General features: G+C 68.9%; 25 protein-coding genes and 2 pseudogenes. 16 read left to right on the top strand and 11 right to left on the bottom strand.

Annotation, left to right across the window (positions count from 1 at the left end):
• Positions 1-73 precede the first annotated feature (73 nt).
• Both B118_RS0111720 and B118_RS0111715 read right to left on the bottom strand, forming a co-directional pair.
• The gene (locus tag B118_RS0111720; RefSeq protein ID WP_028192795.1) at positions 74-1906 is read right to left on the bottom strand and encodes an ABC transporter ATP-binding protein; all 1833 of its coding nucleotides are present in this window, start codon (positions 1904-1906) and stop codon (positions 74-76) included.
• 55 nt (positions 1907-1961) lie between these two features.
• The gene (locus B118_RS0111715) at positions 1962-3569 is read right to left on the bottom strand and encodes an ABC transporter transmembrane domain-containing protein (RefSeq protein ID WP_043541231.1); all 1608 of its coding nucleotides are present in this window, start codon (positions 3567-3569) and stop codon (positions 1962-1964) included.
• A 391-nt stretch (positions 3570-3960) separates the two neighbouring features.
• Here B118_RS0111715 and B118_RS0111710 point away from each other — a divergent pair, with 391 nt between their 5' ends.
• The 7 genes from B118_RS0111710 to B118_RS0111680 all read left to right on the top strand — a co-directional run bounded on the left by B118_RS0111710 (position 3961) and on the right by B118_RS0111680 (position 10666).
• Positions 3961-4956 (top strand): FecCD family ABC transporter permease, encoded by a 996-nt coding sequence (locus B118_RS0111710; protein ID WP_018827900.1) that lies wholly within the window; start codon positions 3961-3963, stop codon positions 4954-4956.
• Positions 4953-6092 carry a FecCD family ABC transporter permease gene (locus B118_RS0111705; RefSeq protein WP_018811282.1) on the top strand — a complete coding sequence of 380 codons (1140 nt, stop codon included), beginning with the start codon at positions 4953-4955 and terminating at the stop codon, positions 6090-6092. Before B118_RS0111710 ends, B118_RS0111705 begins: the two co-directional genes overlap by 4 nt.
• Positions 6089-6967: an ABC transporter ATP-binding protein gene (locus B118_RS0111700; protein WP_018223532.1), complete on the top strand. Its 879-nt coding sequence runs from the start codon at positions 6089-6091 to the stop codon at positions 6965-6967. The genes B118_RS0111705 and B118_RS0111700 overlap by 4 nt, the downstream gene beginning before the upstream one ends.
• Before the next feature lie 17 nt (positions 6968-6984).
• Positions 6985-8565 (top strand): amidohydrolase, encoded by a 1581-nt coding sequence (locus tag B118_RS0111695; RefSeq protein WP_028192793.1) that lies wholly within the window; start codon positions 6985-6987, stop codon positions 8563-8565.
• 280 nt (positions 8566-8845) lie between these two features.
• Positions 8846-9412 (top strand): GNAT family N-acetyltransferase, encoded by a 567-nt coding sequence (locus B118_RS0111690; protein WP_018811284.1) that lies wholly within the window; start codon positions 8846-8848, stop codon positions 9410-9412.
• Positions 9413-9722: 310 nt separating this feature from the next.
• A complete protein-coding gene (locus B118_RS0111685; protein WP_018223529.1) occupies positions 9723-10052 on the top strand; it encodes a helix-turn-helix transcriptional regulator in 330 nt (109 codons plus the stop codon).
• Positions 10053-10123: 71 nt separating this feature from the next.
• Positions 10124-10666, top strand: coding sequence for an AAA family ATPase (locus tag B118_RS0111680; protein ID WP_018223528.1), 543 nt, complete (start codon positions 10124-10126; stop codon positions 10664-10666).
• Here the strand turns inward: B118_RS0111680 and B118_RS0111675 are convergent.
• Both B118_RS0111675 and B118_RS0111670 read right to left on the bottom strand, forming a co-directional pair.
• Positions 10663-11229: a DUF1697 domain-containing protein gene (locus tag B118_RS0111675; protein WP_018811285.1), complete on the bottom strand. Its 567-nt coding sequence runs from the start codon at positions 11227-11229 to the stop codon at positions 10663-10665. The genes B118_RS0111680 and B118_RS0111675 overlap by 4 nt on opposite strands.
• Before the next feature lie 15 nt (positions 11230-11244).
• Positions 11245-11535 carry a GNAT family N-acetyltransferase gene (locus B118_RS0111670; protein WP_018811286.1) on the bottom strand — a complete coding sequence of 97 codons (291 nt, stop codon included), beginning with the start codon at positions 11533-11535 and terminating at the stop codon, positions 11245-11247.
• A 98-nt stretch (positions 11536-11633) separates the two neighbouring features.
• Between B118_RS0111670 and B118_RS0111665 the strand changes: the two genes are divergently transcribed.
• A complete protein-coding gene (locus B118_RS0111665) occupies positions 11634-12014 on the top strand; it encodes an ArsR/SmtB family transcription factor (RefSeq protein ID WP_027647750.1) in 381 nt (126 codons plus the stop codon).
• Positions 12015-12164: 150 nt separating this feature from the next.
• The gene (locus B118_RS0111660; protein ID WP_018223524.1) at positions 12165-12947 is read left to right on the top strand and encodes a bestrophin-like domain; all 783 of its coding nucleotides are present in this window, start codon (positions 12165-12167) and stop codon (positions 12945-12947) included.
• 23 nt (positions 12948-12970) lie between these two features.
• On the opposite strand, the gene B118_RS0111655 is transcribed toward B118_RS0111660, so the two are convergent.
• Positions 12971-13393, bottom strand: a complete 423-nt coding sequence (locus B118_RS0111655) for a VOC family protein (protein ID WP_018811288.1) — start codon at positions 13391-13393, stop codon at positions 12971-12973.
• 381 nt (positions 13394-13774) lie between these two features.
• On the opposite strand from B118_RS0111655, the gene B118_RS0111650 reads away from it, so the two are divergent.
• The 3 genes and pseudogenes from B118_RS0111650 (at position 13775) to B118_RS32370 (ending at position 14584) form a co-directional block, all read left to right on the top strand.
• Positions 13775-14059, top strand: coding sequence for a DUF4190 domain-containing protein (locus B118_RS0111650; protein WP_018811289.1), 285 nt, complete (start codon positions 13775-13777; stop codon positions 14057-14059).
• A gap of 31 nt (positions 14060-14090) precedes the next feature.
• Positions 14091-14453, top strand: a pseudogene (locus B118_RS33635) (P-loop nucleotide/nucleoside kinase family protein); the annotation flags it as partial.
• A complete protein-coding gene (locus B118_RS32370; RefSeq protein WP_018811290.1) occupies positions 14444-14584 on the top strand; it encodes a hypothetical protein in 141 nt (46 codons plus the stop codon). The pseudogene B118_RS33635 and the gene B118_RS32370, both read left to right, overlap by 10 nt.
• 38 nt (positions 14585-14622) lie before the next feature.
• Here the strand turns inward: B118_RS32370 and B118_RS0111640 are convergent, their stop codons facing one another.
• From B118_RS0111640 to B118_RS0111625, 4 genes are read right to left on the bottom strand one after another with little or no spacing between them, the layout of a single operon-like run.
• A complete protein-coding gene (locus tag B118_RS0111640; protein WP_018223521.1) occupies positions 14623-14847 on the bottom strand; it encodes a hypothetical protein in 225 nt (74 codons plus the stop codon).
• Positions 14847-14987 (bottom strand): hypothetical protein, encoded by a 141-nt coding sequence (locus B118_RS32365; protein ID WP_018223520.1) that lies wholly within the window; start codon positions 14985-14987, stop codon positions 14847-14849. The genes B118_RS0111640 and B118_RS32365 overlap by 1 nt, the downstream gene beginning before the upstream one ends.
• The gene (locus B118_RS0111630) at positions 14984-15181 is read right to left on the bottom strand and encodes a hypothetical protein (RefSeq protein WP_018811291.1); all 198 of its coding nucleotides are present in this window, start codon (positions 15179-15181) and stop codon (positions 14984-14986) included. Before B118_RS0111630 ends, B118_RS32365 begins: the two co-directional genes overlap by 4 nt.
• Positions 15181-15405: a hypothetical protein gene (locus B118_RS0111625; protein WP_018811292.1), complete on the bottom strand. Its 225-nt coding sequence runs from the start codon at positions 15403-15405 to the stop codon at positions 15181-15183. Before B118_RS0111625 ends, B118_RS0111630 begins: the two co-directional genes overlap by 1 nt.
• A gap of 216 nt (positions 15406-15621) precedes the next feature.
• On the opposite strand from B118_RS0111625, the gene B118_RS0111620 reads away from it, so the two are divergent.
• A complete protein-coding gene (locus B118_RS0111620; RefSeq protein ID WP_080645023.1) occupies positions 15622-16497 on the top strand; it encodes a helix-turn-helix domain-containing protein in 876 nt (291 codons plus the stop codon).
• Positions 16481-16669 carry a DUF397 domain-containing protein gene (locus tag B118_RS30260; RefSeq protein WP_027645747.1) on the top strand — a complete coding sequence of 63 codons (189 nt, stop codon included), beginning with the start codon at positions 16481-16483 and terminating at the stop codon, positions 16667-16669. Before B118_RS0111620 ends, B118_RS30260 begins: the two co-directional genes overlap by 17 nt.
• Positions 16670-16798: 129 nt before the next feature.
• Here B118_RS30260 and B118_RS0111615 read toward each other — a convergent pair whose 3' ends face one another.
• On the bottom strand, positions 16799-17836 hold the full coding sequence (locus B118_RS0111615; protein WP_028192792.1) for a S1 family peptidase: 1038 nt from the start codon (positions 17834-17836) through the stop codon (positions 16799-16801).
• Between the two features lie 336 nt (positions 17837-18172).
• On the opposite strand from B118_RS0111615, the gene B118_RS33450 reads away from it, so the two are divergent.
• Positions 18173-18304 (top strand): hypothetical protein, encoded by a 132-nt coding sequence (locus B118_RS33450; protein ID WP_272945082.1) that lies wholly within the window; start codon positions 18173-18175, stop codon positions 18302-18304.
• 413 nt (positions 18305-18717) lie between these two features.
• A complete protein-coding gene (locus B118_RS0111605) occupies positions 18718-19437 on the top strand; it encodes a DUF3159 domain-containing protein (protein ID WP_018223513.1) in 720 nt (239 codons plus the stop codon).
• A 506-nt stretch (positions 19438-19943) separates the two neighbouring features.
• On the opposite strand, the pseudogene B118_RS28205 reads toward B118_RS0111605, so the two are convergent.
• Positions 19944-22826, bottom strand: a pseudogene (locus B118_RS28205) (glycoside hydrolase family 48 protein).
• Positions 22827-23168: the final 342 nt, after the last annotated feature.

Below are 23168 nucleotides of genomic sequence, written 5' to 3'. Positions count from 1 at the left end.
AGACCGGGTGGGACAGATCTCACGTGACGAGCCGGCGAGCCGGTGGTGGGCAGAACGACCGTTCGGTCAGGACCTAGTCCGCCGCCTCGCGCTGCGTGGGCAGCGGCTGATCTCGGCGGCTGTCGGACCAGGCAGCCCAGAGGGCCGCATAGCGGCCGTCCGCCGCGACAAGTTCGTCGTGCGTGCCGGTCTCCACGACCCGACCGCTGTCGAGTACGACGACGCGGTCAGCGGTGGCGGCCTGGGGGAGTCGGTGTGCCACTATCAGGCCCGTCCGACCCTCCAGGGCGCGAACCGCCGCCGACTCCAGGACACGGGCCCCGGCGCTGCCGGCATCGGCCGTCGCCTCGTCGAGGATGGCGATTGTCGGATCCGCCAGGACCAGCCGCGCCAGGGCCAGATGCTGGGCCTGGGTGACCGTGAGGCGGTGGCCGCCCTCACCGACGACGGTGGCGAGACCTTCGGGAAGTGCCTCGACCCAGTCGAGGGCGTCCACGCGGGTCAGTGCGGCCCGCAGTTCCTCATCCGTGGCCTGGGGCCGGGCCAGCCGCAGGTCCTCGGCCAGTGGGCCCGCGAAGACGTGCACCTCCTGACTGACCAGTGTCACGGCGCGCCGGACCCCGGTCGGGCCGAGGTCCCTGGTGTCGATCCCGCCGATGACGATCGAACCGCCCGCCGGCTCGTGGATGCCCGCGAGCAGCTTCGCGAGGGTGGTCTTCCCAGCCCCGCTCGCGCCGACCAGCGCCACCCGTTCGCCGCTGCGGACCTCCAGGTCCACATCGCTGAGGACTGGGTGACCGTCGACGTACGCGTGCCGGAGTGCGGAGATCTTGACCGAGCTGTCCGCCGGCGCCGGCCCGCTTCCTGAGGTGGACCCGGGCTCTGCCGGCAGATTCGACACACCCACGATGCGGGCCAGGCTGGCGCCCGCTGACTGGACGTCGTCGATGAGAAAGAGAGCGGCATTGATGGGGTTGAAGAGGCCGTGGAAGTACAATGCCGCCGCGGTCGCCGTGCCGATGCTCACCGAGCCGGCGTCCACCAGCAGGAAACCCGTCACAAGGACCGCCGCCAAGCCGACGAACTCGCCTGCGTTGAGCCGGGAGAAGAAGCCGGCGACCAACCGTATCCCACGCAGCGCGAGGTCGACGGCCTCCCGGGACCGCCGCTCCAACGACTGCGCGTGCGCCCCGGTCAGCCGGAACGCACGTACGGTGCGGACGCCGCCGATGCTGTCGAGGAGTTGGTGCTGGAGGGCGCCGCCCGCGACCCGGTGCCGGGCGTACACAGAGGCGGCACGCGGGATGTACCAACGGACCGTCAGGATGTGCACCGGCACCGCCAGCAGTACGGCGACCAGGAAGCGCCAGTCCAGCACCGCGAGGCCGGCCAGTGTCAGCACGATGGTCAGCAGAGCGGCGGCGAATTCGGGCAGGGCCACCCGCACCGCCTTTGTGATCATCATGACGTCACCGGTCACCCGGGAGGTCAGGTCGCCCGATCCGGCCCGCTCGACCCGGTCGAGGGGCAGGCGCAGTGCCCGGCCGACGAACCGCTCGCGCAGGTCCGCGAGGACGATCTCGCCAAGGCGGGCCACAAGGGAGCGGCCGATCCCGGCGGCCACGCCCCGGGCAACGGCGACCGCCACAAGCAGCACCATCGGTACGGTCAGTGCGCTCGTGCCGCGTTGGGCGACGACCAGATCGACGAGGCGTCCGAGCAGCGGGGCGGTCAGCAGACCGATGCCGGTCCCGGTGACCAGTACGCCGATCGCGAGAGCGGCGAGGAGCCGGTGCCTCCGCAGCGGCGCGCCGAGGGCGGCGAGCGTCTGGGCGCCAGTCGCGGTGGGCAGCAGTTCGCGGCTGGTATCGCGTTCGCTGGTTCTGCCCGCAGCGGGTCCGCTCATCTCGGGTCCTTCGTTCGCGTCGGGCCGTCGCCCACCGGTTGACCATTCGTATCCGTCATCCAAGCACCGCCGAGCGGTACGCCTCGCAACCGGCGACGAGTTCGCCGTGGTGACCCTCGGCGGCCACGATGCCCCCGTCGAGCATCACCACGCGGTCGGTCTCCGCGAGTAGTGTCGGGCTGCTGGTGACCAGGATCGTCGTACGGCCGTCCCGCACTGCGCGCAGGCGGGACGCGATGCGGGATTCGGTGACGGTGTCGACGGCGACAGTCGGGTCGTGAACGACGAGCACCGGGGGGTCGGCGGCGATAGCCCGGGCCAGCGCCACGCGCTGGCGCTGGCCGCCGGAGAGGGAGCGGCCGCGTTCGGTGAGGACGGTGGCCGCGCCCTCGGGCAGGGCGCGTGCGACATCGTCGGCCGCCGCCGCGGAGAGGGCCGGGGCGAGGTCGGCCTCGTCGGCATCTGTTCCGGCCCGCACGTTGTCGAGGAGGCTGGCCTCGAACAGGTCGGCATCGTGGTGGGCGACCAGGATCGCGCGGCGGACGCTGACGGGATCCAGTTCGGTCAGCCGCACGCCGTCGAGTTCGACGGTGCCCTCGTCGGGGTCGAGTTCCCGGCCTAGGCAGAGCAGCAGGTCGTGCGCCGCTGCTGGATCCTTCGCGACGACGCCGACGGTGGAGCCGGGGGCGATGTCCAGGTCGACGTTGTGCAGGGCGCCGTGTCCGAGTCCGCGCAGCCGGACCCGCCCAGCGGTCGGACTGGTCGGCACCGCCTCGCCGGTTGGCACGGCGGGTGGCGAGGAGAGCACGTCGGCGATCCGGTCGGCGGAGGCGCGGCCCAGGGCGAACTCGCCGTTGACGTAGGTGAGCAGTTGGAAGGGGCCGAGCAGGTACTGGGCAAGTCCGACGGCGGCCACCAGTTCGCCCACGCTGATCGCGCCGCTCATGGCCAGGTGCGCTCCCACCAGCCCGATGACCGCGATGAAGACGCCCGTGAGGGCGAGGATCGCACCATCGTGCCAGGCTCGGCTGCGGGCGGCCCGCAACGCGGCGGTCAGGGAGTCCTGGCTGGTGCGCCGGTAGCGGGAGTGGGCGGCCGTTTCCGCCCCGATGCCCTTGAGGACCCGCAGGCCCGCGACGAGGTCTGCGGCGACGCCAGAGGCGTGGGCCGCGCGTTCCTGCTCGATCTCACTGCGCTGTTCGAGGGGCTGGCTGATCCGATGGCCCAGCCAGAGCAGGGGCGGGACACCGAGCAAGACGAGCAGGCCGAGCGGTACTGACACCCGGAGCAGCATGACCGCGCTGACGGTCAGGCCGGTGAGTGCTGATACCGCGTACGGCACGGCTGCCGCGACCGCTCCGACACGGGTGGCGTCACCGGTGGCTATGGCAGTCAGCGCGCCGGGGAGCCTGCCGGCGTCCGCCCCACCGCGGGGGTCGAGCACGCGGGCGCCGATGGCGATGCGCAGCCGGTGCGCCGCGTGCTCGCCGGCGCCGTCGGTGATGAGGGCGGCGGTCCGGTAGCTTGTGGACAGGACGAGAAAGAGGCCGGCGAGGACGAGCAGCCAGCTCAGGAGCGAGCTGGCGTCGCCGGTGGTCACAGCCCGGTCGATGATCAGGCCGATGACGACCGGGACGAGGGCCTCGCAGGCCTGGTGTGCCATGCCGAGGAGCGAGGCGCCGGCAAGGCGTCGGCGCTGACCCCCGATCGTGTTCCGGAGGACTCGGGCCCCCGTGGGCCCGCCCTCGGTCGGTCCCCCCAGGGACATCCGGCACCTCCGCCAAGGTGGGCGACAAGTTAGGTGAGGCTACCTTAAGCAGGTGAGCCCGGCCGAGACAGCCGGTACCTACGCGCGCCCGCCGCCGGTCCATCGCATTGACCTTACGCCGGTCGTTCGGTTAGGCTCACCTAAGTCAAGACGGCTCATTCCCTTCGAGCGCCCTGACTTGTCGTAACACGCGTTGCCGCCAGGGGAGTTGTCGTTGTCGGTCGAAGCCCGGGCGGAATCCGGGAGCGCGGCCGATGCCCCGGTCGCGCCGAGGATCCGCCGGTCCGTGATCGCGCTCCGTGGCACGGGGATTCTTCTCACCCTCGCCGCGCTCATCTTCCTCGGGCTGCTCAGCGTGTGGGTGGGTACCCGGGGCATCCCCTTCAGCGCCACCTGGCACCTGCTGTGGCACCCTGACGGTTCCGAGGCCGCGATCATCATCCACGACTACCGGATCCCCCGGACCATCCTCGGGCTTCTCGTCGGTGTGGCCCTCGGGCTATCCGGCGCGCTGATGCAGTCACTGACCCGCAACCCACTTGCCGACCCCGGCCTGCTCGGCGTGAGTCTGGGCGCATCCAGCGGAGTCGTCGTGGCCATCGCCTTCCTCGGTGTCGGCAGCGTCCTCGGCTACGTCTGGTTCGCCTTCCTCGGCGCGGCGCTGGCGTCCGTACTCGTCTACGTACTGGGCTCGTTCGGACGCTCCCTGGCGACACCGGACCGACTGGTGGTTGCCGGAGCCGCGGTGACCGCGGTGCTCTTCGCCCTCAACTACGCCGTGCTACTGCTGAACCCGCTTGCCTTCAACCAGTTCCGGTTCTGGACGGCCGGGGCGCTGGCCGGCCGGAACATGGACGTCGTGCTGATCGTTCTGCCGTTCGTCGTGGTGGGCATGCTCCTCGCGCTCGGCCTAGCCCCTGCCCTGAACGCCCTGGCCATGGGTGACCAGATGGGTCGTGCACTGGGTGTGAACGTCAGCCGTTCCCGGGCACTCGGCCTGCTTGCCGTGATCCTGCTGTGCGGCGCGGCGACCGCCGCGGCGGGCCCGATCGGCTTCGTGGGTCTGGTCGTACCGCACGTCGCCCGCTTCGTCGTGGGCGCCGACCAGCGATTGGTGATCGCCTACTCGATGCTGTTCGCGCCCGTCCTACTGCTGGGGGCCGACGTCCTCGGCCGGGTCGCCGGCGCCCCCGGCGAGATCGAGGTCGGCATCGTCACCGCTGTCCTCGGCGCCCCGCTGTTCATCGCGTTGTGCCGTCGCCGGAAGCTGGTCATGCTGTGAAGGCCGTACCGGAGACCGCCGCCCCCGCTCCCACCCCGGGCCCGCACCGGAAGCCCCCGACACCCGCGGCCTACCCAGCCCCGTCGCGACCCCGGATCGTCACCGGAAGGGTCGTCCGCACCCGGGGTGGCGGCCTGTCCCTGCGGTTCCAGGGACGCGCCGCGGCCGGCACGGCAGCCCTACTCCTCGCACTCGTCGTCGTCATGGGCGCCATCCTGACCACCGGGGACTTCGAACTCTCCATCGGAGAGGTGGTCAAGGCCCTGACCGGCAACGACACCGGGATCGCCGACTTCATTGTGAACACTGTGCGCATGCCCCGGCTGCTTACCGCCGTGTGTGTCGGTGCGGCCCTCGCGGTGAGCGGCGCAATCCTGCAGAGCTTGACCGGCAACTCACTCGGCACGCCCGACATCATCGGCTTCACCAACGGCTCGGCCACCGGTGCCCTGCTGGTCATCGTCGTATGGCACGGCAGCATGACGCAGATCGCGCTCGGTGCGCTGGCCGGCGGTCTGGCCACCGCCGCGGCCATCTCCCTGCTGCTACTCGGCCGCGGACTGCAGGGCTTCCGGCTGGTGGTCGTCGGCATCGGTGTCAGCGCACTGCTGCTGGCCCTCAACTCGTACCTGATCACCAGGGCCAGCTGGCAAGAGGCGCTGGAGGCGCAGGCGTGGCTGGTGGGAAGCCTGGGCAATCGCGGCTGGGTCCATGCGAGCGCCATCGGCCTGGCCGTCCTTGTCCTGCTTCCGCCTGCCCTCTTCCTCTCCCGCCGCCTGTCGATGGTGGAGATGGGTGACGGCATCGCGACAGCCCTGGGCGTCAACGTGACCCGCACCCGCGCCATCCTGCTCGTCATCAGCGTCGCCCTGGCCGCGTTCGCCACCGCGGTGACCGGCCCGATCCTGTTCATCGCGCTCGCCGCGCCCCAACTGGCCCGAGGGCTCACCCGCTCGTCCGCCCCAGGGCTCGTGTCCTCCGCTGTCATGGGTGCCCTGCTGCTCGCCCTAAGCGACCTGGCCGTGCAGCGCCTCTTCGCGCCCGCGCTCCTCCCGGTGGGCACTGCGACCGGGACCATCGGCGGGTTGTACCTCATCTGGCTACTGATCACCGAGTCGCGAAAGAGCCGCTCATGACCCGACCGAACACCCCGACGCCCCGCCTACGCGCCGAGGACCTCACGCTGTCCTACGACCGACGGACGGTGGCCAGTTCCCTCGGCGTCGACATTCCCGACCACTCGTTCACCGTGATCCTCGGGCCCAACGCCTGCGGCAAGTCCACGCTACTCAAGGCCCTCACGCGAATGCTCAGGCCGGCGGCCGGCCAGGTCTACCTGGACGGGCGGGCCATCTCTTCGTACCGGTCCCGGGAAGTGGCCCGGCGGCTCGGACTGCTTCCGCAGTCCTCCAACGCGCCTGGCGGCATCACCGTCGGCGACCTGGTAGCCCGGGGCCGCTATCCGCACCAGCGGCTACTCAAACAGTGGTCCGCCGAAGACGAGGAGGCGGTGGCGGAGGCGCTGCGCCAGACCGGTGTCCTCGACCTCGCGGACCGGCCCGTGGACGACCTCTCGGGCGGCCAGCGCCAGCGCGTCTGGCTCGCCATGGTGCTGGCCCAGCAGACATCCATCCTGCTGCTGGACGAGCCCACCACCTTCCTGGACGTCGCGCACCAGGTCGAGGTGCTGGACCTGTGCGCCGGCCTGCACGCGCGCAAGGGGCACACGATCGTCGCGATCCTGCACGACCTCAACCAGGCCTGCCGCTACGCGACCCACCTGATCGTCATGCGGGCGGGTGGCACCATCGCCGCCCAGGGCGATCCGGCCAGCGTCATGACCGCCGAACTGGTGGAGGACGTCTACGGACTGCCCTGCCGGATCATCGACGACCCCGAGACCGGCACACCCCTGATGGTGCCCGCCGCACCAAAGTGGTACCAGCCCGAAGCTGGCTCGGCCGACACTGCCCAAACCGTCGCCGGCGCCATACTGGCTGAGGCCTCCTAGCAACAGACGGACTGCCCATGCTCTGCACAAGGCTGACGAACGCGAACATCCTCACCATGGACCCGGACCATCCGGTCGCCCACGACCTGGGCATCTGGCGGGGCCGGATCGTGGGCCTGGACGAGGCGGTGACCTCCCTCCCGGTCCGTGAGGTCATCGACCTGCGGGGCGCCACCGTGCTGCCCGGATTCATCGACAGCCATGTCCACCTGGCATGGGCCGGGCTGAAGCAGAGCACCCCGAGCGTCGCCTCGCTCACGCGGATCGACGACGTGCTGGCGGTCGTGGCGGAGGCCGCCTCCCGCACCGACGGGATCAGCGCCTGGGTGGACGTGATGGGCTATGACCAGCGGACCCTGGGCCGCCACCTGACCGCGGCCGAGCTGGACACGGTCAGTCGCGGGCGCAGGGTATTCCTGATGCACGACTCTGGCCACGGATGTGTCGTCAACAGCGCGGTCCTGGACCTGCTCCCCGCCGACATCCCGCACCAGGACGGGTTCCTGGCCGAAGGCGCCATGGCCGCCGCGCGGCGGCTCCGGCTGCCCTACGCCCAGACCGAACTCGCCGACGCCGTCGAGCGCGCTGCCCGCACCTGCCTGGCCGAAGGGGTGACCGCTGTCGCTGAGGCGGGCATCGGCGGCGGTCTGCTGGGACACAGCCCGGTTGAGCTCGGCGCCTATCAGCTGCTGCGAGACCAGGGACGGTTACCCCTGCGGGTCCAGCTGATGGCGGCGGGCGACACGTTACGCCCACTCGAGGCGCACCGGGATGACGGCATCCCCCGTTCCCTGGACCTGGGGCTGCGCACCGGGTTCGGCGACGACTGGCTGTCACTGGGGGCGCTCAAGATCTACACCGACGGCGGCATGATGGCCCGTACCGCCGCACTCACCGCCCCGTATGCGGGCATGGACCACAACGGGCAACTCCAGGACGATCCCGACCGCCTCGCCCAGCTCATCGTGGACGGCCACCTCGCCGGCTGGCAGCTCGCCATCCATGCCATCGGCGACCGTGCCGCCGACCTGGCGCTTGACGCGGTGGAGCGGGCCCAGAGGCGGCGGCCCCGCCCGGACGCCCGACACCGGATCGAGCACGCCGGGCTGATCCGCCCCGACCAGCTCCCGCGCTTCGCGCGCCTGGGCCTCAGCGCCGTCGTCCAGCCAACCTTCCTGTACTCCTTCGGGGACGATTACGCCGAGGTGATGGGCGAGAGGCGGGCACCCTGGATGTACCGGGGCCGAGGATTCCTGGACCACGGAGTGACGCTCGTGGGCAGCTCTGACCGGCCCGTCACGGACGGGTCGCCGCTGCGGGCCATCCAGTTCATGGTCGAGCGCGGCTCCGTCTCCGGCCGGCTGGTCGGGCCCGATGAGGCCATCACCGTCGAAGAGGCGCTGCGCGCCTACACAGTCGCCGGCGCCTATGCGTGCCGATGGGACGACAGCGCGGGCAGCCTCACTCCGGGAAAGCGCGCCGACCTCGTCGTCCTGGGAGATGACCCACGGCACATCGATCCCTCCCGGATTGGCGGCATCGAGGTCGTGGCGACATTCGTCGACGGACACGAGGCGGCGATGGGGAAGAAGCTGTGATCGGTCGGATGAACCTTCCGCAGCGGCTTCCTCCCGCCAGGACGGTCGTGAGCACTGGCCCCATCCTCGAGGCCCCTCCCGGGTAGCCGCGTCACCGACGCGCTGGCCCTCTCCGGCCACCAGGTGGGCCGTACCGGCCACGCGGGTCGACTTGGCTCAATCCAAAGGTAAGGTTAGCCTTACCTTTGCCGTCGGGGTCTCGGCAAGCCACCGCGTCATCCGGACTCGCGTCCGGGAGATCCTCGCGGCCGTGAACGGTGCAACCCAAGGAAGGAACGCCTTGACCACGGCCACGCAGTTCCCCTGCCTCCCCACCGTGCTGCCGCCCAGAGCGCCCGCCACCCGATCGCACCGCACCTCCGAATTCTTGGTACGACCAGCGCACGAGGGGGACGGCACCACACTCGCCGCGCTCTCCTCGCCGTTCGCCCACACCGGAGCGCTCCGCGAACGCCCCCTGTCCCTCTACCTGTCGAGGGCATCAGAGTTTCTTGTCGCCCAAGCTCCCGACGGAACCATCGAAGCCTGCGTCGGACTGAACGAACACCCCGCCGCCGGTGTGCTGTACAACTTCTGCGTCGCTGCCCACCGACAGAGATCGGGCATCGGCGCCCGCCTGCTGCACGCGGCGTTCGCCAGGGCGCGGAGCCGCTCGCTGCCGACGCTGTTCACCGCCACCACCGGAAGCGGCCGGCTCTTCCTCCGCCACGGCTTTGTCCTGGCCTGCCCCAGCCTGGCCCCGGCCGCCTGGACGCAGTCCCTGGACCCCGGCCGCAACGCGCGCATCCTGGCCCGCTCCCTGCGCATGGCGGACGGACAGCTACCTGGCCCAGTCCCACCGCCATGAAGTGCGCCCGCAGCCCCCTTGGTGCGCGCTGCGGGCCACCGGCGATGACCTTGGGAAGAAAGAACCGGACCCCACCCGAGGTCAACTCGGCGATGCGCTCCATCTGGTCCAGCAGCGCCCGGTCGTGGCTGACAGCAGCGAAGATCGGGTCGGTTGCCTCGACCGCGATCAACACCACGAACAGCCCGAACTGCGCTTCAGTATTCACGAAGTATAGTTCCCATGTAAGCTCCGTCGCGCTGTGGCCACGATGCTGCACTCGCGACTTGGGGTGCCTATATTGGCGGGCAACACACCGGACAACGACGGGATGGTGATCATGGCACAGGCGGCCCAGCCCAGGGCGACCGACGGGGCGAAGGGGTGGACCTTCCTGACCAATCACGCACATGTGCTGCTGGCCATCGCCCGAGAGCCGACGACGCGACTGCGCGATGTCGCCACCGCTGTCGGCATCACCGAACGCGCCGCACAGGCCATCGTCGCCGACCTGGAAGCCGCCGGCTACCTGCACCGAGAGCGGGTTGGCCGGCGCAACGCGTACACCGTCAACCCAGCCGGCCGATTCCGGCACCCGGCCGAGGCCGACCACCGCATCGGCGAACTGATCGACCTGTTCACCGACGTACCGAAGCCCTGACCCCTCGCCCCGACACCTGCCCGTTCCACCCCTCGCCCACCGCCCGGCCCAGACCCGAGGAGCACGTACGAATGAGGATCGGGGTCTCCGGGACGCACGGGACCGGAAAGACGACACTGGTCGAGGCGCTGTGCGCCCGGTTGCCGGGCCATGTGGCGGTGGACGAGCCGTACTACCTGCTCGAGGAGGAGGGGTACGAGTTCCAGTATCCACCGTCGCCAGCGGACCACCGGGCGCTGATGGCACGCTCGGCCCGAATTCTCTGCTCGCCGCCGTCGCCGTCCGCCACGATCTTCGACCGCACCCCGTTGGACTACCTGGCGTACCTGGTGGCGACCGGGGCGGACCCGTCGGAGGAGGCGGGCCACACGCCCCTCCGAGCCGCCTTCACCCACCTCGACCTGCTGGTCATCACGGTGATCACACCCGAGACGGAGCGCCGGCTCCCCGGAACGGAATGGCCCGGCCTCCGGGCACGAATGAACGACGCGCTGCTGGAACTCGTCTATGCCGACCCGCTCGACGCCTGGCCGGAGCTGCCGGTGCTGGAGCTCAGCGGCCCGCTGGATGGCAGAGCCGACCTGGTCCTCGGCGCCGTCGCGCAGCTCGGCTAACCGGGATCGGGAGCCCCGCCGACCGGGCCGGCGAGGGAGACCAGTTTCCGCACCGTGTTCCAACTGCGCATTGTCATGTTCGCGCCGAGCTTGTGGACGCGGATCGCCTTGCCGAGGGGGGAGTTCTGGGGCCCGTCGGCGAACCACAGGTAGCACGTGCCGTCGCGGACCATGATTCGATCCGCGCCGAGCTTCGTGGCGTCGATCGAGTCCAGGCGTTCCCGCGGCGGCGCCGGGTCACAGAATCCCACGTGGAAGAAGTTCGGCGCGCGCTCCGCCTCCCCGGGCATGGGGTTACGCTCGATGACCGACTCGACCAGGGCGCGACTGCGCACCATGACGGCGATCGACAGACCGAACGCGTCGCTGATCCCCTCCTGGATCCGGCGCGCCGCTGCGGCCGGATCCGGGTCCGACGTCGTGACCACGGCGTTCCCGCTGTTGAGCAAGGTCCGCACCCCCGTGTAGCCGAGGCCGGTGAGCAGGGCATTGAACTCGGTCATCGCGATCCGGTTGTGCCTACCGACATTGATGCCCCGCAACAGGACGATGTGCCTGGCCATAGCTCCCTCGACTCGTCAGATGGTGGCCGGGCTGCGGCGTTCCAGCAGCACCACGTCGCGCCACCGGCCGTGCTGACGGCCGACCCGCTCCCGGGTGCCAACGACCCGAAAACCCAATCGGGTATGCAGGGCCAGGCTGGCGATGTTCTCCGGGAAGATGCCGGACTGGATAGTCCAGATCCCGGCCGCCTCGGTGGCGGCGATCAGCGTGGTGAGCAGCAGCCGGCGGCCCGCCTGGTAGATCCGTAGGATGACCTCCGCATCATCGCGGCGCATGGGCCGGACAGCGGTATCGTCCATCAGCACACTCCTCGACTTGGTCCGGTCGAACCAGCGCTTGCGGGCTGATTCCCCTGCGGGCTGACCCACTTGCGGGCTGATTCGAGAAATGTCAACCTAGATGGATGCCGAAGCAAGTGACACCGCTCCCCCACACCGTCCTCGGCGAGGACACTCCCTGCTGCCCACCCCTGGCGCAGCAGCGCCTTCCCGCGGAAGTCGCCACCGCACTCGCTCCGGCGTTCAAGGCACTCGGCGACCCGGTACGGCTCCAGCTTATGTCAATGATCGCTTCGGCCGAGAACGGCGAGGCGTGCGTGTGCGATCTGACCCCCGCGTTCGACCTGAGCGGGCCGACGATCTCGCACCACCTCCGGACCCTGCGCGAAGCGGGACTCGTGGACGCCGAACGGCGGGGCACCTGGGTGTACTACCGGGCTCGCAAGGCCGTCCTCAGCCAGCTCGCGGCGCTACTGGCGAGCGGAGGCGGGACGACAGCCGCGTAGGCCGAAGCACCACCGCGCACAGCTCGGCTCCACCACTTTCACCCGACCACGCTGTCACCCAGTCGCGAAACCCCCACCACCAGAGCCGACAAAGTTGGCACACTCCTCTCATCTGTACATGAAACACCCGGCAGATGAGGAGCAACTGTCGTGCGCGACTGGAGCCACCTGGTACCGGGCTGGGCGCTGTTCCTCATCTTCCTGACACTCTTCGTCGGAATCGCGGTGCTGGGTGCGCTCCTGCTACACGGGCGAGCCAGGCGGACGTTCAGCGCCGAGCCGAAGTGGCTGAACCTCATCACGCACACCATCATGATCACCGGCACCTTCTACGCGCTCCTGCTCGCCCTGACCGCCTTCTCCGCGTACGGGACCTACACCCAGGCTGGCCTCGCGGTCGCCACCGAGGCGGCGGACCTGAGCGCCCTCTACCGCACGGTGTCCAAGCATCCCGAGCCCGCCCGAACCCAACTTCAGGGCCTACTACACGCCCATGTCGACTTCATGGTCGACGAGGCCTGGCCCGCCTACCAACAAGGGCGCAGCGCGGATGGCGAACTCAAGGCAGAGAACAACGTCCACGACGTGTTGCTGACGTTCAATCCAGAGTCAGGGAAGGACGGGCAGCTCAACAGTCTCGCCTTGGGGGAGCTGGAGAAGTGGAGCGAAGCGCGCCAGCTCCGCTACACCTACACCACTGCCGCGCTTCCGACGACGCTGTGGTTCGCCCTCCTGTTCGGCGCACTGGTCGTCATTCTGCTGTCCTGTCTGATCCCCACCCGGACCCGACGTGCCCTCCTGGTTCTCGTCTGCGCCGTCGCCACCATGATCAGCCTCCTGCTCTTCGTGGTCGAGGGCATCGACGAGCCGTTCCGCGGTTCGATGATCGTTTCTGTCGATCCCTACCTCAAAGCCGGAGAAACATTCAACTAACCGGCACAGGCCACGCGACGACCTCAGCCGAGGTTGGTGCGATAGGTCGCGAAGGTCCACACATGCCCCTGCGGGTCACGGCAGGTGAACTCGTAGGAGTCATGCGGCTTCACCTCCGGTTCGAGCAGGATCTCCGCACCGGCGGCCACCGCCCTGCGGTGCAGCTCCCTCACCTCCGTGTCCGTCTCCCGACGGACGAAGGTGCCGGCCGACGCGGCGCCGAGCGACAACGGCTCGCCGATCCGCAGGGCCGAATTGGCGCCGTTAATCATGATCAGCGCCTGCTCGCCGACCTGGAGCTCGGCGTGGTAGACGTGGCCCTGCCCGTCGTCGAAGACCGCCAGCTTGGTAAAACCGAACGTGTTGATCAGCCACTCGATGGCCTTCGCCGGATCCTCGTAGGCGAGGTATGGAGCGACTGTCGGTGCGACGGAACCATCGACCATGAGAATCTCCTCGGACTATCGTCACGCCAGAACGACGACACTCTACGCCTGCTCCATTCCCCGTGCGGTACTCCGCGCGCTATTCAGGCATGGTTACCGATTGACCCGCCTCAAGAGCATGCCAGTTATATCTGTTGTGGACGGCTTCGCGACATGACCCTCATCGACGGGTCCGCCGGGTGGCGCGGTGTCTGCCCACGGGTGCGGCAGGGTCGGTAGCCGGCCCAGCCCTGGAAGCAGTTCGGTGCCGTGACACGGGAAGGTACCCTGACTGGCCGGTTGGAGCCCCATCCCGCCCGTACCCACGCTCCACCACCCTCAGGAGGGCAACACATGACAGACCTACCGCCGGCTCAGCACTCCTCGCCGGCACCGAACCCGATGCCGGGCCAGCCGCCATATCCGCCCCATCCGTATTCTGCGCCATTCAACACCTATGCGATTCTCGCGCTGGTGTTTGGCGTGATGGTGTTCCCGCCGTTGGGCATCTACTTCGGCAAAAAGGCCAAAAACCAGATCGCCCAGACGGGCGAACGCGGAGCGGAGCTGGCCACCGCTGGTGTGGTGGTTGGTTGGATCTTCACCATCCTCTACGGACTGATGTTCGTCGTCTGGTGCGGCGTGGCTGCGGTCTTTCTCAGCTCCGAACCAGGGGTACAACCCTGAGGCGAATCACCGGTCGCGCTATCACCGTACGGTGACTGGCCGCCCCACCCTGGTCGTCGTGAGCGGACCTCCCGGCTCGGGGAAGACCATCTTCGCGCACACTTGCCCGGCAGATCGGCGCTCCGCCGATCTGCCGGGACGAGATCAAGGAAGGAATGGTGCACGCGTCGACGTCCGCCTCCGGCCTGTTACGGCTGGAGCGGTCGACGAGTTGGCGCGGACCCTACCGACCTTCTTCGGCGTGCTGGAGCTACTGCTTCGTGCCGGGGTGACGACCGTGGCGGAGGCCGCGTTCCAGGATCGGCTCTGGCGGCCGGGCCTGCAACCGTTGGGGGAGGTAGCGGAGCTTCGGCTCGTGCACTGCGTGGTGGACGCGGACACCGCGTGGACCCGGTCGCCAGTACCGCCGAGGAAGTCGGCCAGCGATGGCCGCAGGACCCGATCATGCAGTCTGATCTGGATAACGTGCTGCACCGCTGGTTCCACCAGCCGGCCAGCCGACACGCCGATGGCTCGCGGACGTGAACGCCGAGCTCGCCGGGCTTGACCGGGCCGCGGCGCGGCTACGCCCAGTCCAGGAACCGGCGATACAGATCCGCGTTCCGGTGAACCTGCGACAGGTGTACATCAGCCTCCGCCATCAGCGCCGCGAGATAGACGCGTAGCGCGACGCGGTCCGCGTGGTATTCGGCCAACAGGGCGAGGCGAGCTGAGCGGCAGGGCCACTCAGCCTGACAGGTGTCGCAGCCCCACAAGGGCCGCATCGGCAGGTGCCGCTTGTTCGCCATCAGGCGGCCCGGATCCGCGCCAGCGCGGCGAGCAGGACCACACGTAGCGCGTGCTCGTCGAGCCTCGGCGGATAGCCAACCTGGGCTACCCCGACCGCCCGGCCAACCGATAGCGGACGATCCGCCGGCTGGGCGGTCACCGCAGCGCCCCGATCACGATGGCGGCGACGACGATCACCACGATGAGGACGGCCAACGTCTTCTGTCTGGTAGTCGGTGGCGGGGTGTGCCCGGTCGGGGTAACCCGCCGTACTCGATCGCCGTCGGGCACCGGCGGTGCTCCGTGCGGATCGTGGTTGGCCCGCACCTCGGCGGGGTTGTTGTCGTCGGCCATCACAGCCTCCGGAGCCCCGCCACCACGGCCGCGAGCACGTCGTCGCTCGGGCGCACACAGCCGACACCAGCGCAGCCGACAACACGGCCGAGAAGCAGCCGTTGCTCCGCATCGATTCCGGTCACGACCGCGAGCTGTTCGCCACTGGTCGGGTCGGGCGGCGCGGTTCGGCGGGTGCGCTGCGGCAGCCGGTCGTGGGATAGGTGTTCCGTGGCAGTCCTCATGATGCTCCTGTGTGAAAGGTGTACTGCTGTCCTTGCTCCACCGCGGGCGGTGGCTTTCCCCACTGCCCTACGGCCCACGATCAGCGCGATTGATCTCGAATACAACGTCTTGGACTACGAACCTCTATGCAGGACGACGCTTTTAGGGAATGATGCGATCGCTATCTCACGAAATGCCGGCCAGCGCATCAGAATGAGACAGGGAGACACCCACCAATGACCGACGTCGGATCGACAGTGCCGAGGCGGCAACTTGGCAGGCTGCTTCGACAGGCACGGGAACAGGCTGCCATCGGGCTGGAAGCCGCTGCCAGTGATCTTGAATGGTCCCGCGCCAAGATGTATCGCATCGAGTCGGGACAGGCGCCCGTCCGCGTGTTGGACGTTGATCAGATGTGCCGGCTGTATGGCGCGTCGGCCGAGATGACGGAGGTCATGAAGAGCCTCGCCAAGGAGTCGAAGAGTAAGGGCTGGTACCACTCCTACGGCGAGGCGATCCCCCGCTGGTTCGAGCTGTATGTCGGGCTGGAGTCCGCGGCCAGCCGGATCCGGACCTACGAGCATGCCGTCGTGCCCGGGCTACTCCAGACGCCGACATACGCCGAGCAGGCCATCCGTACCAGGCCGGACCTTCCCTCTGAGGAGGTGGCGAAGCTCGTGGAATTACGCGCCGAGCGGCAGCGCCTGCTGCACCGGAAGCGGCCCGCCGCCCCGACCCTGGACGTCGTCCTGGAAGAGGCGCTCCTGCACAAGAACGTGCCCGGGATGCGTGAGCAGATCGATCGACTGCTCGACGCCGGCACGGCCCCGAACATCTCCGTGCGAGTGCTGCCCCTCGGCAACGAGCTCAGCCAGGTGGCGACTTCGGGAAGCTTTGTCATCCTGGACTTCCCCACAATCGGGCTTCGGCCCTCCGAGCCGACGACGGTCTACAATGAAGGGCTGTCCGGTGCCCTCTACATCGATCGCATAGCGGAGGTGCGAACCTACGCTGACGCCTGGAATGGGCTGACCGCACAAGCGCTGGACGCCGACGAGTCCCGGAAAGCCCTACACACGATCAAGGAGAAGTACTATGACCAAGCTCAATGATGCGAGGTGGCGCAAGTCCGGCCGGAGCTCGGGTCAAGGGAACTGCGTGGAGGTTGCCGACAACCTTCCGGGTGTCGTGGGTGTTCGGGACTCCAAAGACCCGACCGGACCCGCCCTCACCTTCGGTCCGGCGGCATGGCGCAGGTTCGTCACCTTTACGAAACAGCGCTGACCCGCAGCCAGAGAGCGGACCCGGCCTCCCGTGGGGAGACCGGGCCCGCTACCGCACTATCTGAGCTGCTGATCGTCGGCTGTGGCGGGCCACCGGATGGCGGCCGGCGCCCCGCCCCAGCCGGTTGGATCAGTAGACGTCGACGCCGTAGGCGTTCAGGGCTTCCACGACCGGCTGGAAGAAGGTCGTGCCACCGAAGAAGCAGTTACCGCTGCCGCCGGAGGTGAGGCCGACCGCGGTGGAGCCACTGAACAACGCGCCACCGCTGTCGCCCCGCTCCGCGCAGACGTTGGTGCGGATCAGGCCACGAACCGTGCCCTCGCGGTAGTTGACGGTGGCGTTGAGCCCGGTGACCGAGCCGCTGTGCAGACCGGTGGTCCGACCGGAACGCCGCACGGACTGGCCGACGAAGGCGTTACCGGCGGTGGTGATGTCCTGGTACCCACCATTGTAGAGGTACACGTTGCCCGGCTCGTAGCCGCTGAGGCGCACGATGCCGTAGTCGTTGCCGGGGAAGCTGGACCCGACCGTGGGGCCAAGATAGGTGGTCTGCGCGCTGTCTTCGTACCAGTTCGAAACGACGTCGGTGCAGTGCCCGGCGGTGAGAGCGTAGTAGCTGCTGCCGCTGCGGACGTTGAAGCCGAGCGAGCACACACCGCCGCCGCCCCAGATCGCCTCGCCTCCGGAGATCTGGGTGCTGTACACACCCACCTCCTGCTCGACGCGCACCGCGCCGCCGATGCGGGCCGCAACGGCCTCGACCCGCGCCAACTTGGTGCCGGTCACCGTGCTATCGACGGAGACGACGACCTGGTTGGTCTCCGGGTCCGTCCACCATGCGGTGCCGGGAATCGTGGTCAAGCTTTCCAGCTTGGCGGTGGCACGCCGCAGTTCGGCGGCATCCCGCTTGACGATCTTCGGGGTAGCGCCGGCCTTGGCGACCTGCCGGGCGGCAGCGTCGTCGGTCACCGCGACGGTGACTGCGCCATTGGCGTCGGCGAATACACCGGCGGCGCGATCGCCGAGCTGCTCGGCGAGGTCGACGGCGACCTCCGGTGAAGCATTGGGAGCCGCGTGCGCCGGGCTACCGACGAGCGCTCCGACCACCAGGGTTCCGGCCACGGCCACTGCCGCGGCACGACGCAACATGAACCTCGTGGGTCGCATGTAGTACCTCCGTTTGGGGGTTAGGGAGGAACGGCCCCACCGAGGTCGGCGGAGCCGGTGAACAACCTGACCAAGTGGCTAGGGGGTCAGGCTGAATGAAGTATTCAGATATTCACATTGCTTGGCAAGACTGTTGGTTTCCAATTTGGATGCCTCGGCGCAGCATTTTGTTCCGTTATGACCTAACATGTGGCGAAAGATCACTGCGTCCTCGGGCGGCGAGGCCGGCACCTGCTGGGGCCGCGACCGTTACGAAGAAGTTAATTCGCCGCCGAACGGGCAATATTTGACAAAAACCAAGCCATCACGTGATCATCTCTCCAATGTCAGAGGTCGATGCCTGGGCATGAAGAAAGGGCGGACCTGGCCGGCTGGGCCAGCTACAGCTGCCGCGCCTCCCCCTCCCGGTTCTCCTGGCGACTGCGGCTGCACCTGGTGTGCACCCCGACCGGGATGCCGATCCTGTGAGCACCGGCCAACCCGAAGCTCGGCCAACGGGAAGTCCTCGCCGCGACGCTGCAGGCCAAGGCAGGCGTGGTCGCCGAACCTGACGGGATCCTGCTGACCTCGGACAAGGGCTTCGCCGCCACGCCGTTCGAGCAGCAACTGGCCGATCAGGGCATCGAGCTGTGTCCTACGTCACGCAAACAGGAGAAGGCCCGCCACAGCGAGGCGACACTCACGAAGGTCCGCCGGTTGAGAGTCGGTCAACGGCACCCTCTGGCGCAACAACACCACCGGCGCCCCCGTCACCCGGGTCACTGACGCCTACGACCACCGAAGGACTTCGGACCAACTCGTCTAGGTTTGGAGGCCGGTCCGCTGATTCGCCACGTCCGCATGGGTTGTCCGTGCTGGTCGCGACGACGGGAGGAGAGAGAGTGGGCAGCACTTCGGAGCACCAGACGCCGACACCGGAGCCGGAGTCCCTCACCGACCTACTCGGTGGGCGACGTGGCGCGATCGACGCCACCGTGCCGCCGGTGGCGTTCGCGGCCGGCTGGCTCCTCGGCGGCGAGTCGCTGCAGATCGGGGTCGGCACCGCGCTGGTGACCGGCGCGGCCGTGGCGGGCTGGCGCTGGCGCCGTGGACATCGACCCCGGTCAGTGCTGGTGGGCCTGCTCGCCGTCTGCGTCGGCGCGCTGATCGCGCTTCGGACCGGACGGGCCGAAGACTTCTTCCTGGTACAGCTCCTGGCGAACGCGGCGAGCGCACTCGCCTGGATGGTCAGCATCGTGATCCGCTGGCCACTACTGGGAGTGGTCGTCGGCGGCGTGCTGCGCCAGCGGACCCGCTGGCGCCGAGACCCGGCGCTCCTGCGGGCCTACGGGCGCGGCAGTTGGGTCTGGACCGCCAGCTTCCTGCTACGGGTTTCGGTCTTCCTGCCGTTGTGGCTCGGCGGCCAGGTGGTCGCGCTGAGCGTGGCCCGAGTAGCGCTGAGCTGGCCGCTGGTCGCCGCCGTGCTCGGGGTGAGTTGGGTGGTGGTGCGCCGTTCACTGCCGGCCGGCCATCCGGGGCTACGGCATCCGGTACTCCCGGGCGAAGCATCGACGCAGGCCGAACAGGTGTCGCGGCGCGAGTCGACGGGCAGCCCGGGCTAGTGCCGTCCTCACGGCACGGATGGAGTCTGGCTCAGCTGCGCGGGTGACGGGTTACCCCCAGCGTTCGGCGAGCACGACGATGGCCCGTCGTAGTCGGATCGAGGAACCAGTTCCCCCGCGGGTCTGAGTAGCTGCTGACCTTCCTGGTCACTCACCCGCCGCACGCGTACAGGTTTTGCCACCGCTACAGCCTGACCGCCCCGACGCCGCCGCGCCGACCGACCCACAGCGGGTCATCCCACACTGTGAACATTCGTGGTCACGGCACCAGACAGTAAGGGAGAGGCCGCCACGGGGGGAGCGGCCTCTCCGTGACTTACATTACCCCGTCGGGATCAGCTCCGCGCTCCCGGGGCACACGTTTTTTGGCCAGTTTGCATATCGCGCACACTCCGGCTAATCGGGCGTCCCGGAACCAGGCTGAATCGGGGCCCCAGATCGCCCCGCCTCCTCTCGTATCGACCCAGCGACCCGGGGGTAATGTCCGTTACATCACTTATCTGTGGTTAGTCGTTCGGAAAGAGCCGCCCAAAGTCGGCGTACGCCATCGCGACATCGGCCTGGGCCCAGAACCGGTGGTAGCGGAACGTCGGCTCCGCGCCGCCGTCCAGATATGCCTGGACCTTCGGCCAGTCCGGATCGTTGAGGTAGAACGACCGGATCTCGACGAAGCTCCTACCCGCCTCGATCACGTCGCCGTTGGGCATCGTCCCCGTCCAGCCCGGCGGCAGATAGAGGCCCTGCCCGGTGCTGGTGTCGTAGACATCGTCGAAGCGCTCGTAGTCGCCCCGCGTCTCCACCGTCGACACCCCCAGGGCGTCACTCGCCGCGTGTAGCGCGTCCAACAACCCCTTGGCCGTGTTCTTCGCGGCCGCGTCCCCCGACCTCGCCGCATACGCGGTCAGGGTCCGGGCGTAGGCGGCGGCGGCACCGACGTCCTGGCCGGTCTCGGTCACCTCGACGTGCAGGTCGGTGTTTGGCTCCGGGTTGGTCGGGTCCCACGTGTTCGGCTGGCCCGTCCAGATGAGCTCGGCCGGGATCGACCAGTCGGCGCCCAGCGTGGTGTTGGCGATCGCCCACGGCACCCACCGGTCCAGCAACGCCTCGGCCCGGGCGTCACCGGTCTCGAGGTACAACTCGGCGATCCGGTGCATCGACCAGACCTGCATGCCGAACCACTGGTTCGACGGCGGGTCGTGATACACCGGCTTCTCGTCGTAGAACATGCCGTAGAAGGTCGGCGTGCCCGCGGGCGGCTGACCGTACCGGCCGCCCCAACTGTTGGTCGCACCACCGGCGATCGCGCCCTCGGCGGACTGAAGCCAGGTATACAGCTCCAGTTGCCGCTCCAAACTCTGGGCCCAGTCGGTGGTCGCGCTCGGCGACCTCGGCTCCAGCTCCGGCACGGTGGTCAGGGCCCAGGCGGCGAAGGGGTTCTGGTAGCCGAAGTGGTTGTGGCTGGAGCCGATCCGCCACGACCAGTTCTGACCCTGCTCGTACGCACCGCCCCAGGCGTAGTACCAGGACAGGAGGTAGTGCGCGGACTCCCGGCCACTGCCGGCGGGGCAGGTGGACGCCCCGACACAGTTGCCGATCTGCTTGAAATACTTGTCGAACATCGCGTACCGCAGGTAGTCGCCCAGCTTGGCGGCCTTGGCCACGGTGTCCGCCACCTCCGTGGCCCGACCCTGCTGCGTGGCCCAGGTCAGCGCCCAGTAGGCGGCCTGCACCGCCCGGGCGTCGGCGTCCGGCGCGTTCGTGTACTTCCACTGCTTCGCCGGTGCGTTCTGCTCCTGGACGGCGATGTCCAGGAAGCCGTACTGCCCGCCGTGGGTGAACGTCTCGCAGGACGGCTGCGGGACGGTCTCCCAGACCGACTCCTGCTGTCCACGCTGGAAGGTGTTGAGGTACGCCGGCCGGGTGGTGCCGTCGCCGCACCGACCGAAGCCGTAGGTGTTGTCCACGTCAAGCAACCAGTGCATGCCCTAGATGTCACCGGTGCCGTAGGTGGACTGGAGTTCGGCCCGCAACGGGTCCTGGCCGACCGGGACACCCGGTTGCAACTGCGCCGGGTACTGGCTGGGCAGGTCGTACTCGGCGGCGTACTGCGCGGTGCCGGGAGCGCCCGCGGTCGGCTGGTCGGCGGAGGAGGGGATGATGTGGTTCTCCAGCACCGTCCAGGCGTTGTTGAACGGCACCCAGTCCTCGGTCACCCGGCCGTACTGCGCCTCCAACCAGAGCCAGAAGCTGAACGCCTCACTCGTGGTCTCGTGGCCGTGGTCCGGCGCCTCGACGATCAGGGTCTCGATGGAGTGGTACGGCACCCCCTCGGGGCTGAAGTACCCAGAATTCTTGATCTTGCCGTACTGGGTGAGGAACCGTGCGATGTACTCGTTGTCGCCGCCGGGAACGTCGTTGTCAATCTCCGTCGCGGTAATCGTCAAGGCGGCGAGGCCGGCGGCGGAGGCGGTGATCGTCGCACTCCCCCCGGCGGTGTCGGCGTCCTCGGCCGCCGACACGGTCACGTCGACACCGGTGTTCCAGTTTCCGGCGGTCAGCGTCAGCGAGGTGGGGGCGACGGTGAGGTCGGAGTCACCGGTACGGCCGAGGCGCACCGGGACGTTCGCGGCCGGCGCCGCACTCAACGTCAGGGTCACGTTGGCGCTGCCGCCTTCCGGTACGCCCACCGTCGCTGGGGTGGCGACCAGTTGCGGGCCGGCGGCGGGCGCGACAGTGAAGGAGTGCTCCGCGATCGCGCTGAGCCCGGTGTCGTCGTACGCCCTGGCCTGCACGGTGTAGGAGCCGGCTGGCAGCCCCGGCAGGGTGTACGCGTACGGCGCGGTGGTGTCGGTGTTGACCAGCAGACCGTTGCGGTAGAACTCGACCTTGCTGATGCTCCCGTCCGGGTCGCTGGCGGTGGCCGTCAGCGGCACGTCGGCCGGCGCCTCGAAGGGCCCAGCCGGCACGTTCAGCGAGACCGTCGGCGGCTGCTGTGCAGCAGCGCAGGGAACACCGTTGACGGAGAACGAGGTCGGGTCGGCGTTGGTACCGCTGTACGCGGCGTTGAAGCCGATCTGCGCGGTGCCGCCGGCGCCGAGACTGCCGTTCCACGACTCGTTGGTGGCGGTGACGTCGCTGCCGCTCTGGCTCCACCGCGCCGACCAGCCGTGGGTGATGGTCTGGTTGCCGGCGAAGGAGAACCGCAGGGTCCAGTCCGTGATCGGGTCGCCGAGATTGGTGAGGGTGATGTTCGCGGTGAAGCCGCTGCCCCAGTCGTTGGTCGTGTAGCCGACGTCGCAGGCGGGCGCGGCCGACGCGGGTAGGGCCGCCCCGCCGGCTACCGCCAGCACCACCGCGGTGGCTGTCGCCCAGCCGCGGCGTCGGTTCATGGGTCTCATGCGCGGTGTCTCCTCGGGCCAGGCCGGAGCCGAGACTCCGGCGGGGCGCCTGGCCGTTCTTCCTGCGGTGGGCGAGGCACCCGAAGTGAAGGACTCCCGGCCAAGGCCGGGGCCGGTGATGTGGCGTGGACGAGCGCCCGTCCACCTCGGGTGCCGCACCGGACGTCCCGGCTGCCCTCGGCCCCGCGCTCCCGCGACGGCGGCTCATCCATCAGCTTGCCATGCCTGGAAACGCTCCCACAAGGAGTAGCGAATCAATTCAGTCGGATGTGTCAATTTTGTTAAGCCGCTTTCACGAAGCAGTTACGAGACGTTACAGTCACACCAGAAAAT

Origin of the sequence: Salinispora pacifica CNR114 (assembly GCF_000514775.1) — a bacterium.
In the GTDB taxonomy this organism is placed as follows: Bacteria; Actinomycetota; Actinomycetes; order Mycobacteriales; family Micromonosporaceae; genus Micromonospora; species Micromonospora pacifica.
This window is presented reverse-complemented; position numbering and strand designations above follow the sequence as displayed.